Here is a 14,621-nt window from a genome sequence, read left to right as displayed (position 1 = left end):
TTTACTCAGGTAAATTTGATACAATAATCCAAATTTCAAAATATGTAGGACTTGCTGATGATAACTATATCAGAAGAAGCCCAGGCTCACTTCGTAAAACTGTTGAGTAAACAAGAGTCTGGCACGAATATTCGTGTATTCGTCGTAAACCCAGGCACTTCATCGGCAGAGTGTGGCGTGTCCTATTGCCCGCCAGACGCTGTTGAAGAGACGGACACCCGTTTGCCGTTTAATGGATTTGATGCCGTAGTTGATGAAGAAAGTGCGCCGTATCTAGATGAAGCGGAAATTGACTACGTTACCGATCAAATGGGCTCCCAGCTAACGCTTAAAGCGCCTAACGCAAAAGCGCGTAAAGTGGCAGACGATGCACCTTTGATTGAACGAATCAACTATATGATTGAGTCGGAAATCAACCCTCAGCTAGCAAGCCATGGAGGCAACGTTGTGCTTACTGAGCTGACAGAAGATGGCTACGCCATACTTCAATTTGGTGGCGGTTGTAACGGCTGCTCGATGGTAGACGTAACGCTTAAAGAAGGTATTGAAAAGCAAATGGTTGAACAGTTTGCTGGCGAGCTTAAGGGCGTGCGCGATGCAACTGAACACCAAGCGGGCGAGCACTCATACTACTAAGTAGAGTTTAGCTAGGCCCCTCTAGGTATCTTAACCTATGCTGACGCAAGACATACATAAAAGCTGGCAACGATTCAAAAAAGGCTTAACTATTTTCGTTGTCGGCGTCTTGCTGCTATTTACATTAAGCCATTTACACACGTCGCTATACGTTCTCGGTTTAACGGTGTTATTTGTTGGCTTTGTCATTGCCATGTTTGGCTATATTGGCATTTTTCTAGCGCGTTTTTCGTCGTTGAAGAACAAGAAGCCGCCCCCCAAATTTTGACTTTACGTTCGTTATAATTATCGCCTTACAGCAAATACGCACAAAAAAAGGATGTTAACGACGTCACTCTTTGTTCAGTATGCCCATCTAAATTTGTGTCGCGCCCCCGCTAAAATAACACCGTTATCCCTCTCTCTACGGTTATTCGCCCTACTGATTCTCTTTTCGTGCCAGTGGTTAAAAATGGATGTTATAGTTAGGTAAGATGTTGTGCTAAGTGCCTGAAAAGTGAAGGTGACCTGTGGTGAAGACAATGAAGAAACTTGGCCTACTCGGCGGCATGAGTTGGGAGTCTACGGTAAGTTATTATCAAGCGATAAACCGCGGCGTAAATGCGCGACTTGGCGGCCTGCATAGTGCGCCGCTTGTGATAAGCAGCGTTGATTTTGCACAAATAGAACAGCTTCAGCATAAAGGAGAATGGGATAAAACTGCTGACATTCTAATTCGCGAGGCAAAGCATTTAGAAACGGCCGGTGCAAAGGCCATATTAATTTGTACCAATACCATGCACAAAGTTGCTGCTGATATAGAGCAAAATATCTCTGTTCCTCTTATTCACATTGCTGATGCCACAGGGCGCGTGTTAAAGCAAAACAAGGTTAAAAAAGTTGGGCTGCTAGGTACGCGCTTTACTATGGAGCAAGACTTTTATACCTCTCGCCTTGAAACGCTTTTTGGCATTCAAGTTGTTGTTCCTAATACTCAGCAAAGAAACACGGTTCATAACATTATTTATGAACAATTATGCAAGGGCGTGATTTGTGTTGACTCCCGTAACGCGTATATTGAAATTATTAACGCGCTTGCTGCTAAGGGTGCTGAAGGTATTATTCTAGGCTGCACTGAAATCGCGTTATTAGTTCAACAAAAAGACACCAACGTTAGGTTGTACGATACGACGGCTATCCATGCTTCTGCGGCGGTAGATTTTGCGTTAGCCCAGTAAATCGCGTGTAACTTAATGTTGATAAAGGGGTTTTTCCCCTACTATTCTCAGAGGACACAACTATGTTTAGTCACGTTATGTTAGGTGCGAACGACCTTGAAGCATCAAAGAAATTCTATGATGCCATTTTAGGCGTACTGGGCCACGAGCCCGGCGTTTATGACGAACACGGACGCGTATTTTACTACACGGCAAAAGGTATTCTGGCGCTTACAAAGCCGATTAATGGTGAAGAAGCCACGCATGGTAACGGCACAACGCTAGGCCTTGCAGCCCGTACACCAGAAGTGGTGGATGAATGGCATAAAGTGGGCAGCGAGAATGGAGGAATTCCATGTGAAGATCCTCCTGGCATTCGTGGCAGCGGCGAGCGCCAACTTTATCTTGCTTATTTACGCGATCCAGCTGGCAACAAACTCTGCGCCACGCATATCATAAAAAAATAACCTACACTTAGCCTGCTAAAGAGGCCGATCGCTTTAGCAGGCGACTCGATACATCAGCGTTATGATGACACTAGCTCATTCCGTTGGTCTAGAATATAAAAGCTCCATGCTAAGGTCACACCACGGGCTAGCAGGAAGGCAAGGAGAGCATACCACAGGCTGACGTTACCCTTTTGCTGCGTGAGATACCACACGGGAAAATATACACCTAACGCACTCATTATCATGGTATTTCTCATTGCGCTGGCTCGAGTAAGCCCAACAAAGACACCATCATACAAAAAGCACCAGTGCGCCAACAAAGGAAGTACAACCATCAAGCCAAGGTAAGGTAACGCTGAATTTACAATGTCATCATGTTCGGTAAGAAGCTGAATAATGGCTTCACCTCCCGCGTAAAATATCAGACTGTAGATAAGGGCAAAACCACTCGACCAAGCCAGTCCTTGGTAGGTACGGCGTTTAATTTCTGCCCTATTTGAAGCACCTTTAGCTTCACCCACCAGCGCTTCAACGCCATAGGCAATACCATCAAGCCCCAGCGCAATTAAAACAAAAAACTGCATGAGTATGGCATTAACCGCCGCCGACGTTTCGCCATAGCGGGCACCTTGAATGGTAAGAAACGCTAAGCAGCCTTGCAGTGCTAAATTCCGTAGCAGCATGTCACCGTTTAGCTTCATCAGCACTTTTCGAGCTGCACGGTTGAACCATGACGCTCTTACCGTCACACCGCCAACCTGCTTAAACGCTACTGCTAACGCCATCATTGCCATGGTATATTCAGCAATTACACTGGCCAGCGCCACGCCAGCCACCGACAGGTTAAACCCAAACACAAACACTACATCGAGTGCAGCGTTCAATAAATTCCCTACGATTTGTATTGTCATAACGCTGCGCGTTTTTTGCTGCCCAACCAACCATCCCACCAATGCCAGGTTAAGCATGGCAGCTGGCGCGCCCCATACTCGCGCTGAAAAGTAACCTTGAAGGTGAAGGGCAACTTCACTGTTGGGTTGAGTTAACGTTAAGCCTAAGGAAAGAATTGGAGATTGAAGAGCAAGCACGGCTCCCCCCAATAGTACGGCTACTGCAACCGTTTGCCACAATACTTTTGCTGATTCAAGGGTATTGTTCGGCGAGCCTTTAGCCTGTGCACTAAGCCCTGTCGAAGACATGCGAAGAAACCCGCACACCCAGTATATTTGCGTTAAGATAAGCGCGCCTACCGACGCCCCCGCAAGCATGGCAGGTAGCGACATATGGCCCAATACCGCGGTATCCACTAAACCTAAAAGTGGCGTGGTAATATTCGCTAGGATCATTGGAAGCGCTAAAGCTAAAAGACGAGTATGATCATCAAAAAATGAGCGCTGAGTTACGTGGGCACGGGACATAAATGATCTCAGTAGGGGTTGGTTTCGCTATATACTATCAACCTATGCAACAGCATAAGTGGAAGGCGTACTTGTTTAACCAAACAAAAAAGACTGGCCAAGTCGCCTTGTGTGGAAGTTTAACACGCTATCGAATTTAATCAGGTACTCAGTGGATGATGATATGAAAACCAACACTTTGATTCAAAATAAAGAGAAGAATCGCATTAGTCTAAACGTGTTATCTTCGATGTTAGTGGGGGTTTTCAGCGCGCTGTTCTTTGGGTCTAGCTTTGCTTCAGGTCCTGCTTTATATACTGCTGCAAATCCTGTTTCATCTATCACATCTAATATACAGGGTGAGGGAGGGTTAAGCAGCGAGCCTAGTATAAGTAACGCGCCTAACGCCGCTATTTTACTTTATCACCACGTTTCTTCTTCCACGCCTGCCAGTACCAGTATTTCACCTGAGGCCTTTAAATCTCACATGGAATACTTAGACGCTCACCACACAGTCGTGCCACTGCAAGATGTTGTTTCAGCCATACAAAACAATACTACACTGCCAGAGAAAGCGGTCGCTATTACCTTTGACGATGGATACGCAAACATTTTAAACAATGCGCATCCCATACTCGCTGACTTGGGCTTTCCGTATACCATCTTCATAAACCCTGATGAAATTGGCGTAGGTCCGAAGCAATTAACATGGGAGCAGGTGATTGCTATGCATAACGACGGTGTTGTTTTTGCCAATCACACCCTAGATCATTTGCATATGCTAAACGGTGAGCAAGCTATGGACGAGCGCACATGGCTCGACAAAGTATGGCAAAACGTAAAGAGCGCTGAGAAGAAAATAGAAGACAAATTGGATATTAGCCTTAAATATTTAGCGTATCCATTTGGAGAGTACAACACGGCACTCGCTAACAAGCTTAAAACTGAAGGTTACATTGGGTTCGGTCAACACTCAGGAGCAGTAGGCCCAACGAGTAACATGCAGGCGCTTCCGCGTTTTCCGGCGGCAGGCCCATATGCCAATTTAGCGACACTAAAAACTAAGTTAAATAGCCTTGCTATGCCGGTAACGCACAGTTCACATGAAAACCCTCGCATGACAACACGAAACCTATCATCACCTATCAGCTTAACGATAAACAGTGACGATGTGCGCCTTACCCAAGTGAACTGTTTTTTTGGTGGCGATACCATAGAGACAAGCGTTGAAGGCAACGTACTTTCTTTTACTCTGGACAGAACGCTTCCGGTGGGACGTTCACGGGTGAACTGTACGGCGCCGTCAAAAACACAAGCAGGGCGCTATTATTGGTACTCAACACCTTTTTTTGTGGCAGACGAAAAGGGTAATTATCCTGACTAGGGCGCAATTATTAGCGAGACTTAGGCTAGGTGCGAGCGCGTATTATAAAGCCCGCACTTACATAAGAAAACGTTTACCTATACGGGCTTTGCAAACCGTATAAAGCCTTTGTTTATCGACTCTTCTTGGAAGTTATGATGCTGGTAAAAGCGAATAGCCGGAATGTTCGACACTTCAACATCTAGCACCAGCTTACGCTTTTTCAGCTTTTCCGCTCTCTCATGCATGATATCAACCAATCGAGAGCCCACTCCGCTGCGCTTCGCGCTTTCAGCAACAGAAAGGTGCCCAATCATTAATTCAGTTGTAGTGGGTGGAGTAAGATTGACAGCAACCGTTTGATTGCGCATTAAGACCGTCATGGCTTCGTCTAAAGTGAAATATGACGTGATACTATCTAGCGTCGCTCTATCGAACGCAGCTCCTAGCTTACTATGCCATGAAGTGACAACACCCAGTATTTCGCTGTCTTTACTAGCCACCCAATGGTTCTTGAAACCGTATTGGCCTCCACCTAACTCCCAAGCGTGAGCAAGATAACCATCGGCTGTTTTATTTTTATTGTGTCCGAAAATAGACGTTAACAATGACTGTGCCGCGTTTAATATAAGCGGCGTAGTTTGCGCAGCATCAGATGCTATGCCTTGCCTGATTATGATTTCCATATTACTGCTTCGAAATAATTACTGGCATATCTGCCAATATTTGCTGAGGATCACTTACCGATAGCTTCCCTGGCTCTCTTTTTGGTTTAAATCTTCCTATCACCCTAGCTTCAGGGTCGACAAGTACAACAGAAGCACTGTGATCAACTAAATAATTGGGGTTATCGGTGCTTTCTGCGATAGCATACATCATTCCCAAATTGCGAACGAAGGGAAAAAGCGCCTTATGCTCACCGGTTACGGCGATAAATTCCTCATTAAAATAGTTCACGTACTCTGCAAGTCGCTCTACTGAGTCGCGTTTGGGATCTACCGACACAAAAACGACTTTGATAGGTTTGACACTGTCTAGAGCTTTTAGTTCAGGGTATATACCGTTCAATTCAGCCATGGTGGTAGGGCAGATATCAGGGCAAAAGGTATAGCCCACAAACACAAGACTCCATTGCCCTTTCAACGATGAGTTATCGAAAGCCTCGCCATTATGTGAGGTTAATTCAAACGGCGTGATTTCACGAGGTTCAGGATAGGCTTGAAAGTATTCAGGTAGACTTTCACCAGTCGGGGGCGCAATATATAGCGCCCCGACGATGCCCGCACATAATGCTAAAAATGCGACAAGACCTACGGTAGTTCGTTGATTCATAAACTCAGTGGTACATAGTGATCTAAGAGTAATATGACAAACAATACCATGAGATGAATAATTGAAAACCTAAAAGTTTTCATAGCAGTTTCAGGTTGCGCATCGAATTTAAGTTTTAGCGCATAATACAAAAACCCAATATTGAGAAGACTTGAGCCTATCAAGTAAATAAGGTCGCTCATTCCCGTCAGATAGGGAAGTAAACAAACAAGCCCTAACAATACGGTATACAGCAGAACAGAAGTTTTAGTAAAGGCAACGCCATGGGTTACCGGCAACATGGGCACCTTGGCCTTGGCGTAGTCTTTTTCTCTGTGAATGGCCAGCGCCCAGAAATGAGGTGGAGTCCATGTAAAAATGATGAGTACGAGCAGTAATGCGTGAGAGTGAACTTCTCCTGTTACCGCGGTCCACCCCAAAAGAGGAGGAGCAGCCCCCGCTAACCCACCAATAACGATGTTTTGTGGCGTAGCGCGCTTTAGGTACATTGTGTATATGAACGCATAGCCAACCAAACTGGCCAAGGTTAACCACGCTGTTAGCATGTTTACGAAAAGGGCAAGAACAACAAAGCCCAATACTCCCAAGGTGCCAGCAAACCACAGCGCGTGGTTAATGCTTACCTTACCTTTAGCTACCGGTCGGTTAAACGTGCGTGCCATTACACTGTCAATCTTGTGGTCTACAACGTGATTAATAACTGCTGCAGATGCTGACAGCATGCCAATGCCTAACAAACCACATATCAGAACCTTTGCATTGACCCAGTTTGGCGTGGCTAAGCACATGCCCACAAGGGCGGTTAATAGAAGTAGCATAACCACATTAGGCTTAGTCATTTCATAATAATCACGCCACGTTACGACCTGATGTTGGCGAGATGAACGAGCGTGTAGCGAAACCGATTTAGCCATAGAAACCTCCTGGAGCTCTAGGGAGAATATGAGAAGACGTAGACCCAGCAATAGAGTTAGATGTCGATGCGTCCGTTCTGAATGCGCCAGCACCATGCAAAGAACGTGAACCTGATAATGCATGACTATTTTGTCTATCACTGTTGAGGACACGCGTATGCTGGGACCTTGTTACTAGCGTGAAAATTAGATTTATCAACGATAGAAGTAATATCGCAGCCACCGCGTTGTGTAAAACGGCCACGGCGAGTGGCAACATGAAGACTACATTGCTGATACCTAAAGCCACCTGTGTGAATAGCGTTAGTATCATAAATGCACTTACATATTTTTGTTTTGATGTCGCGTAACGACTTACTAGAACGCTAATCCCCAAAGCGAGTAAGTACACGAAGGTGATGAGAGCACCTAACCTATGGACAATATGCATAGTGACTCGCTCACCATAATCATGGGCGCCAAATTCATAGTTTTGTGCATCAGGAACACTAAAGGCTCCGGGGATATCAATACGGTCTTGCCAACCACTCTCACAAACGAGCATCTCTGTGCACGCAAGTGCGGCATAGTTAGCAGAGGTCCAACCCCCAAGCGCAATTTGTGTTATTAGAACGCCCGCGCCAATGAAGGCTGCAAGTTTAAGGGATGACTGAAATGAATTAGCTCTCTGTGAAGTATCTAAGGCTGCCTTTTCGATTGGAACGTCAGTCAGACCCAAATGGTATGCTTCGTTAGTGCGATTGTGTAAACGTAAATAAAGCACAAAAAGACAGGATAGAACCGAAAAGCCTCCCAGTAGATGGCCCATTACGACGACAGGCAGCAAGTTGAGTGTTACTGTCCACATGCCAAGGGCAGCTTGAAAAATTATTAACCCAAGAAGAAACAGAGGAAGCTTCACCGGCGTACCTTTATGACGCTGTCTTACCGCAATGATAGCAATAGCCAGTACACAGAGCCCCAAGGTCCCGGCAAAGTAACGATGAATCATCTCATTCCACGCTTTAAACGCCTCGACTGGACGCTCTGGATAGGCTGCGTTTGCCTGAGCCACTTTTTCTTCACTTAAAGGCACGGTAAGGTTGCCGTAACATCCAGGCCAGTCGGGACAGCCAAGGCCCGCATCGGTCAAACGTGTATAGGCACCTAAAATTATGACAACTGCGGCAAGAAAAATACTGAATAGTGTTAACTTTTTCATAGCGATTATCCTATACGTGATAATTTCAAGAGCTTTCTCATGTCGGCCAGCATATTGCGACTTTCCATCACAGCATCTTTTCTATCATCCTTAATCTCGTAGAAGAGCATGGCATTATTCTGCGTATCAACAATATAGACACTGCTTGAGGCAAGAGAGGTGGGTGTGGTAACCATCATTGTCTCGACAAAAGGGTATTCGCGTAGAGCAGCTATCGCACGTTTATCACTGGAGGACGTTGCAATCACCAGTGCCTGAGCACGGTCAGACTCTTTTCCTAGTGCGAGCCAAACTTGATTAATGCTGAACAGTGCGTTATCACATACGGCATCACACTCGTCAGGCATCACGTAAAGTAAACGCCATTTAGGCTCTGCGTCATTAAGTAAAGCGCCCATATCGATAGTGGGCGCCAATAGCTGCCCCTTATTAGTAGCGCCTTTGGTAAACCAGTCATTTTCAAGTGCTAGCTTTGCCAATACCACCGGCAATACAAACACAGCCACCATCATTATTAAGGTCTTCTTTGAAGCAGTATTACTCATAACTTCGTCCTTTCTTACTAATTGCATAACCGCCGATGGCCGCTGCCGCGATGGCTAACCCAAACCATTGCACTGCGTAGCCAAGGTGCTTTTCTGGAGACATTACAACGGCTTTGTATTCGCGCACATAGGTGGGGTCAGGCGTTGTAAGGTGAAGAATAAACGGTAAAAACTTTCTCTCTAGCGCACCGCCAAGTGCAGAAAAGTCTATGTGTTGAATAAGTGTTGGGCTGGTAGAAAGCGACATATTCGTTTCTCTCACCAGCGGGTTTTCGCCAGGCACACTAATAACGCCTTCGAACGCCCGCGTTTCACTCACTAAATTAATGTCGGGCAAGGTTCTTACCAAGTCTGGCGCGGGCAACCAGCCGAAGTTGACAAGTAACCATCCTGCATTTGTATAAACCGGTGCTAAAACATCAAAACCAACGCGCTGATTGTGTATTTGGTTGTCTAAAAGAAGTATGTGATTACCATCGAGTTGCCCCTTCATCGACACAATAATATCTCTAGGGTCTGAATGGGTTAGCGCTTCTTCTAAACTCAAGGTTCCATTACTCTGCTTTTGCGCTATGCTAGCTAAACGTTGTTGCTTTTGGACCATACGCTCGAGTTGCCAATATCCCAAGCCGCACATAGCTGCCACACTAATACCCGTGAGTAACCAAGGTATAAAATGGCGTGGGCAAGAAAACATGATTATCTGGCTCCGTGGCGCATTAGAATAAAAACAGAGGTCAATATGCTGATAAAAATCGTCCTTGTTGCATTAGTGCTATTTATGATTGTGAACTTGTTCATGGCAATGCGAATTATGATTAAGAACGACACGACAAAAGGCCCAATGAGTAAATATATTGGTCGACGGGTCCTCACTTCTGCCATCATTGTCATTCTTATCCTTATCGCTATTGGTACAGGCTTGATTACCCCAAACCCAAGACCTTATTGAGTCTGGGGGCTTTTTCATAGCACGTAGACAAAGATGTAGAGCATTACCCACACTACGTCTACGAAGTGCCAGTACCAGCTCCCCGCTTGAAACGCGAAATGGTTGTCTGGCGAAAAGTGCCCTTTTAACACTCTGAAAAATAGTACGATCAGAATGATGGTACCCAAGGTGACGTGCATACCATGAAACCCAGTGAGCATAAAAAAGGTGTTTCCGTAAATGCCTGACTGCAGCGTTAGCCCTAAATCGCGATAAGCATGGATATATTCCTCCACCTGAAGGAACAAGAACCCACATCCAAGTAAAATCGTTATGCCAAGCATTAAAGTTAATTGCTTACGTTTATTTTGCTCCAACCCTACGTGCGCAAAATGCAGCGTAATTGAAGAAATAAGCAGAATGACAGTATTTATAGTTGGAAGACCTGCGGCTTTCATCTCTTGTGTGGTAATGCCACCAGGTGTAGTAACAAGGGGCCACATCGCCTCAAAGGTTGGCCATAACACCTCGTTGGTCATGGCGTTGTTTGATGCCCCACCCAGCCATGGCACAGCAATGAATCTCGCGTAATAAAGTGCGCCAAAGAACGCGGCAAAAAACATGACTTCAGAGAAAATAAACCAGCTCATTCCTTGGCGATAGGAGCGGCCCAATTGATCGCTATAAAGCCCCGCCATCGATTCATCGATTTGATTTTTAAACCAGCCAATCAACATCACTAGTAAAACCGCGATACCTGCTAAGAGAATATAACCTCCATAGCCGGCTTCACCTCTCGTCGCTTCAACCACAAAGTTGCCCGCGCCTACGGCGATGAGGAACAACGCAACGGCTCCTACAATGGGCCAAGGACTTTGCGCGGGTACGTAATATTTCTGGTAGTCGTTATTCTGAACTTCGGACTGCATTTTTTTCTCCTTACCCCTTGCGCCTATTCACCGGCAGACGGTGCTGAAGCCATAAAGGGATTCGGTGTTGTCGTTAGGTCACTTGCTCTCGCTGTGACGTCATAGAGTGTGTACTGCAATGTAAAAAATGTAATGTCTTTGGGTAGCTGAGGGTCGACGTAAAACTGCATGGGCATATACGCTTCACTCCCGGCATCCAGAGGCTGCTGGTTAAAGCAGAAGCATTCGGTTTTGTTTAAGTAGAGCGCTGCAATACCGGGAGATACAGAAGGAATCGCTTGCGCCACAATATTACTCGACGCCGGGTTTCTCACGTAGAAAGAGACGGTATTTAGTTCACCAGGATGGACTTTTACGCGTTTGGTTTCAGCACGAAATTCCCAAGGCATTCCAGAATTAGTTCGGGCTATAAACTCGACCGTGACTTCCCTAGATTCATCAACTTCTACTGATTGGTAAACCGCTGCACTTCCCTCGGTCTTGCCGTTAATCCCTGTTATGTCGCAAAACACATCGTAAAGGGGCACCAGGGCGAAGCCGAAGCCAAACATACCGATGACAATCGCGACTAGCTTGATCACCATTTTGTTATTTGCACTTTGTTGTGACATCACGCTACCTCCGGCTAAATCCAAAGGTGAGGGCAATTAGACGTGTGAAAAAACAATCTAACTACTCCACCAGCTAGACAGCGTGGATTGTTATCCACACTGTCCACATTCATAGCAAAAACTACCTGCTTATTTCACAACGGGTGGTGTTTCGAATGTGTGATAAGGAGCAGGCGATGGAATCTCCCATTCTAGACCTTCAGCACCATCCCATACTTGTGACGACACAGCCTCGCCCTGCTTCTTACACGCCTTGATAAGTAGCGCCAAGAAGATCAGTTGAGAAAGGCCAAATGCAAAGCCGCCTAAGCTTATCCATTTATTGAAGTCGGCGAACTGCAGTGCGTAATCTGGAATACGGCGAGGCATACCCGCTAAACCAACGAAGTGCATAGGGAAGAACAGAACGTTTACTGAAATGAGCGAGCACCAAAAATGCCACTTCGCAAGTGTGGTGTCGTACATTTTCCCTGTCCATTTAGGCAGCCAATAATAGACTGCAGCCATTATGGAAAAGACAGCACCTGTTACCAAGACATAGTGGAAATGAGCCACAACGAAATACGTATCGTGATATTGGAAGTCAACGGGCGTAATCGCTAACATTAACCCTGATAAACCCCCAATGGTGAAAAGCACAATAAAAGCGATAGCGAACATCATGGGCATTTCAAAGCTTAGAGAGCCTCGCCACATAGTCGCAACCCAGTTAAACACTTTCACACCCGTTGGCACAGAAATAAGCATGGTGGCAAACATGAAGAACATTTCCATGTACACCGGCATTCCTGTCGTAAACATATGGTGAGCCCATACAATAAACGATAGCAGTGCTATAGACGCGGTAGCATAAACCATCGACGCATAGCCAAAGAGTTGCTTTCTGGAGAAGGTAGGCACTATTTGAGAAATAATGCCAAACGCGGGCAAAATCATAATATAAACTTCAGGATGTCCAAAGAACCAGAAAATATGCTGGAACATGACGGGATCACCACCACCGGCAGCATCGAAGAAACTCGTTCCAAAGAACTTATCAGTTAATACCATGGTTACCGCACCCGCGAGTACTGGCATTACTGCAATAAGTAAAAACGCGGTTATTAGCCATGTCCACACGAACAGGGGCATTTTCATCCACGTCATGCCTGGCGCACGCATATTAAATATGGTGACGATTACGTTAATCGCTCCCATGATTGACGAAATACCCATGATATGAACAGAAAACACGAAAAGCGCCGTTGAATCCCCGCTATAAGTGGTTGAAAGCGGAGCGTAAAAAGTCCAACCAAACGCAGGGCCGCCTCCCTCCATAAAGAGCGAGCTAAGTAAGATTAAAAACGCGCCCGGTAATATCCAAAAACTCCAGTTATTCATTCGAGGCAGTGCCATATCTGGCGCGCCAATCATCATTGGAATTAACCAGTTAGCCAGACCCGTAAAGGCGGGCATTACTGCCCCAAATACCATGATAAGACCGTGTACCGTGGTCATTTGGTTAAAAAAGTTCGGCTCAACTATCTGTAGACCTGGTTGGAAGAGTTCGGCTCGAATGACCATCGCCATCGCTCCACCCACTAAAAACATAATAAAAGCAAACCACAGGTAGAGTGTGCCAATGTCTTTATGGTTAGTGGTAAACAACCATCGAGTTATCCCCTTTGGAATGTGATCGTGGTGTTCGTGGTTATGCTCATCATGCCCGTGGCCAGCGTGGGGCGCAGAGGTATCTGGCGAAATAACTTCAGTTGCTTTGCTCATGATCTGCTCCTAGTTTCCGTTTGCCACAGCGTTGACATCTTTGGCCTGAACCATATCTCCGGTATTGTTACCCCAAGCATTTCGTTCGTAGGTAACCACCGCCGCTATTTCTTTTAAGCTAAGCATTTTGTTAAATGCCTGCATTGCCGTACCCGATTTACCGTGAAGCACGATATCAATATGGCCTTTTTGATCTTCAAGGGCCATTTTACTGCCCTTCAACGCAGGAAATACGCCCGGCAAACCTTCACCGTTAGGCATATGACACGCGGCACACGTCGCGTTATAGACTCGCTCGCCCTCTTTCATCAACTCATCCATTGACATGTTCATTGAAAGTAATCGCTGCTCCTCTTCTTTCGCCCGACGAACCTTTTCCTCTTGTTCACCCATCCATTTATCAAACTCAGCAGGCTCTTTTGCGATAACTACAACCGGCATATAACCGTGATCTTTTCCACAAAGTTCTGCGCACTGTCCGCGGTAAATTCCCGGTTCGTTTACTTTCGCCCACGATTCATTGATGAACCCGGGGTTTGCGTCTTTCTTCACGGCAAAATCGGGGACCCACCAAGAATGAATAACGTCATCAGACGTAATGAGAAAACGAACTTTTTTGCCAGTAGGAATGACCAGTGGACGATCGACTTCCAACAAATAGTTGTCTGTTTTTTCGAATTTGTTTTCGATTTGTTCCCGCTGAGTCGCTAGAAGCGAATAAAACTCGACGTCACTATCCATGTATTTGTAGTGCCATTTCCACTGTGACCCTGTCACCAACACAGTCATATCGGGTTCAGTGGTATCTTCCATGGCTATAAGGGTGTTAGCTGCGGGAACCGCCATAAAAATAAGAATGAGAAAGGGAATAACGGTCCATGCAATTTCTACTTTTACATTTTCATGAAAATTTGCTGGCTTAGCGCCTCGAGACTTTCTATGTAAGTACATAGAGACAAACATTACGCCAAAGACCACTACCGCAATGCCGACACAAATGAAAAACATCAGCATGTGAAGGTCATATACTTGGCCACTGATATCAGTAGCGCCGCGCCTTAAGTTCAATGAAGACACTTCTTCTGCAGTTTCCTGCGCAAAGAGCAATGAAGAGAACAGCAAAGAGGATATCGTTGCACACCACTTTGCCAATACGGTCGTTTGTTGTTTCACTCAGCACCTCCGTAATGGTAGGACTGAAGACGCTTTCTTTGAGCGCGATACCCTACCAAATGAATTGCGAACGCTTGACCCTTCACCTCAACTTGTAAAACAAATTTAGAGTCATTGTTATTATTTTGTTAATCTTTGTGTAAGAATTGCTCAATAATGTCGTGCCGTCTAGTCTTTTCT

At 45.7% G+C, this 14,621-nt stretch carries 17 protein-coding genes; 6 read left to right on the top strand and 11 right to left on the bottom strand.

What is annotated here, in order from left to right; all coding sequences use genetic code 11:
* Positions 1-57 precede the first annotated feature (57 nt).
* From nfuA to JC525_RS10555, 4 genes are all read left to right on the top strand, one after another.
* A complete protein-coding gene (nfuA, locus tag JC525_RS10570) occupies positions 58-636 on the top strand; it encodes a Fe-S biogenesis protein NfuA (RefSeq protein ID WP_105932462.1) in 579 nt (192 codons plus the stop codon).
* Positions 637-699: 63 nt separating this feature from the next.
* Positions 700-921, top strand: a complete 222-nt coding sequence (locus tag JC525_RS20235) for a multicopper oxidase domain-containing protein (RefSeq protein WP_198815863.1) — start codon at positions 700-702, stop codon at positions 919-921.
* 236 nt (positions 922-1,157) lie between these two features.
* Entirely contained in the window at positions 1,158-1,853 is a 696-nt protein-coding gene (locus tag JC525_RS10560; protein WP_198815811.1) for an aspartate/glutamate racemase family protein, read from the top strand.
* 62 nt (positions 1,854-1,915) lie between these two features.
* Positions 1,916-2,299, top strand: a complete 384-nt coding sequence (locus JC525_RS10555) for a VOC family protein (protein ID WP_198815810.1) — start codon at positions 1,916-1,918, stop codon at positions 2,297-2,299.
* Positions 2,300-2,358: 59 nt separating this feature from the next.
* Here the strand turns inward: JC525_RS10555 and JC525_RS10550 are convergent, their stop codons facing one another.
* A complete protein-coding gene (locus JC525_RS10550; protein ID WP_198815809.1) occupies positions 2,359-3,699 on the bottom strand; it encodes an MATE family efflux transporter in 1,341 nt (446 codons plus the stop codon).
* A 163-nt stretch (positions 3,700-3,862) separates the two neighbouring features.
* Between JC525_RS10550 and JC525_RS10545 the strand changes: the two genes are divergently transcribed.
* Positions 3,863-5,062, top strand: coding sequence for a polysaccharide deacetylase family protein (locus tag JC525_RS10545; protein ID WP_198815808.1), 1,200 nt, complete (start codon positions 3,863-3,865; stop codon positions 5,060-5,062).
* Between the two features lie 77 nt (positions 5,063-5,139).
* Here the strand turns inward: JC525_RS10545 and JC525_RS10540 are convergent, their stop codons facing one another.
* From JC525_RS10540 to JC525_RS10515, 6 genes are read right to left on the bottom strand one after another with little or no spacing between them, the layout of a single operon-like run.
* The gene (locus JC525_RS10540; RefSeq protein ID WP_198815807.1) at positions 5,140-5,727 is read right to left on the bottom strand and encodes a GNAT family N-acetyltransferase; all 588 of its coding nucleotides are present in this window, start codon (positions 5,725-5,727) and stop codon (positions 5,140-5,142) included.
* A gap of 1 nt (position 5,728) precedes the next feature.
* Positions 5,729-6,373, bottom strand: coding sequence for an SCO family protein (locus tag JC525_RS10535; RefSeq protein ID WP_198815806.1), 645 nt, complete (start codon positions 6,371-6,373; stop codon positions 5,729-5,731).
* Positions 6,370-7,287 carry a heme o synthase gene (gene cyoE / locus JC525_RS10530; RefSeq protein WP_198815805.1) on the bottom strand — a complete coding sequence of 306 codons (918 nt, stop codon included), beginning with the start codon at positions 7,285-7,287 and terminating at the stop codon, positions 6,370-6,372. Before cyoE ends, JC525_RS10535 begins: the two co-directional genes overlap by 4 nt.
* A complete protein-coding gene (locus tag JC525_RS10525) occupies positions 7,280-8,488 on the bottom strand; it encodes a COX15/CtaA family protein (RefSeq protein ID WP_198815804.1) in 1,209 nt (402 codons plus the stop codon). Before JC525_RS10525 ends, cyoE begins: the two co-directional genes overlap by 8 nt.
* A 5-nt stretch (positions 8,489-8,493) precedes the next feature.
* Positions 8,494-9,033, bottom strand: a complete 540-nt coding sequence (locus JC525_RS10520) for a hypothetical protein (protein ID WP_198815803.1) — start codon at positions 9,031-9,033, stop codon at positions 8,494-8,496.
* Positions 9,026-9,730, bottom strand: a complete 705-nt coding sequence (locus JC525_RS10515) for an SURF1 family protein (RefSeq protein ID WP_198815802.1) — start codon at positions 9,728-9,730, stop codon at positions 9,026-9,028. Before JC525_RS10515 ends, JC525_RS10520 begins: the two co-directional genes overlap by 8 nt.
* 45 nt (positions 9,731-9,775) lie before the next feature.
* On the opposite strand from JC525_RS10515, the gene JC525_RS10510 reads away from it, so the two are divergent.
* Positions 9,776-9,985: a DUF2909 domain-containing protein gene (locus JC525_RS10510; RefSeq protein ID WP_198815801.1), complete on the top strand. Its 210-nt coding sequence runs from the start codon at positions 9,776-9,778 to the stop codon at positions 9,983-9,985.
* Between the two features lie 14 nt (positions 9,986-9,999).
* Here the strand turns inward: JC525_RS10510 and JC525_RS10505 are convergent, their stop codons facing one another.
* The 4 genes from JC525_RS10505 to coxB form a co-directional block, all read right to left on the bottom strand.
* Entirely contained in the window at positions 10,000-10,893 is an 894-nt protein-coding gene (locus tag JC525_RS10505) for a cytochrome c oxidase subunit 3 (protein ID WP_198815800.1), read from the bottom strand.
* A gap of 23 nt (positions 10,894-10,916) precedes the next feature.
* Positions 10,917-11,504: a cytochrome c oxidase assembly protein gene (locus JC525_RS10500; protein WP_198815862.1), complete on the bottom strand. Its 588-nt coding sequence runs from the start codon at positions 11,502-11,504 to the stop codon at positions 10,917-10,919.
* A gap of 129 nt (positions 11,505-11,633) precedes the next feature.
* On the bottom strand, positions 11,634-13,268 hold the full coding sequence (ctaD, locus tag JC525_RS10495; RefSeq protein ID WP_159118656.1) for a cytochrome c oxidase subunit I: 1,635 nt from the start codon (positions 13,266-13,268) through the stop codon (positions 11,634-11,636).
* A gap of 9 nt (positions 13,269-13,277) precedes the next feature.
* Positions 13,278-14,441 (bottom strand): cytochrome c oxidase subunit II, encoded by a 1,164-nt coding sequence (coxB, locus tag JC525_RS10490; protein ID WP_198815799.1) that lies wholly within the window; start codon positions 14,439-14,441, stop codon positions 13,278-13,280.
* Positions 14,442-14,621 lie beyond the last annotated feature (180 nt).

Origin of the sequence: Alteromonas sp. IB21, assembly GCF_016405965.1 — a bacterium.
In the GTDB taxonomy this organism is placed as follows: Bacteria; Pseudomonadota; Gammaproteobacteria; order Enterobacterales; family Alteromonadaceae; genus Alteromonas.
Note: the sequence above shows the minus strand (reverse complement) of the source record. Positions and strands in the feature narration are given on the sequence as shown.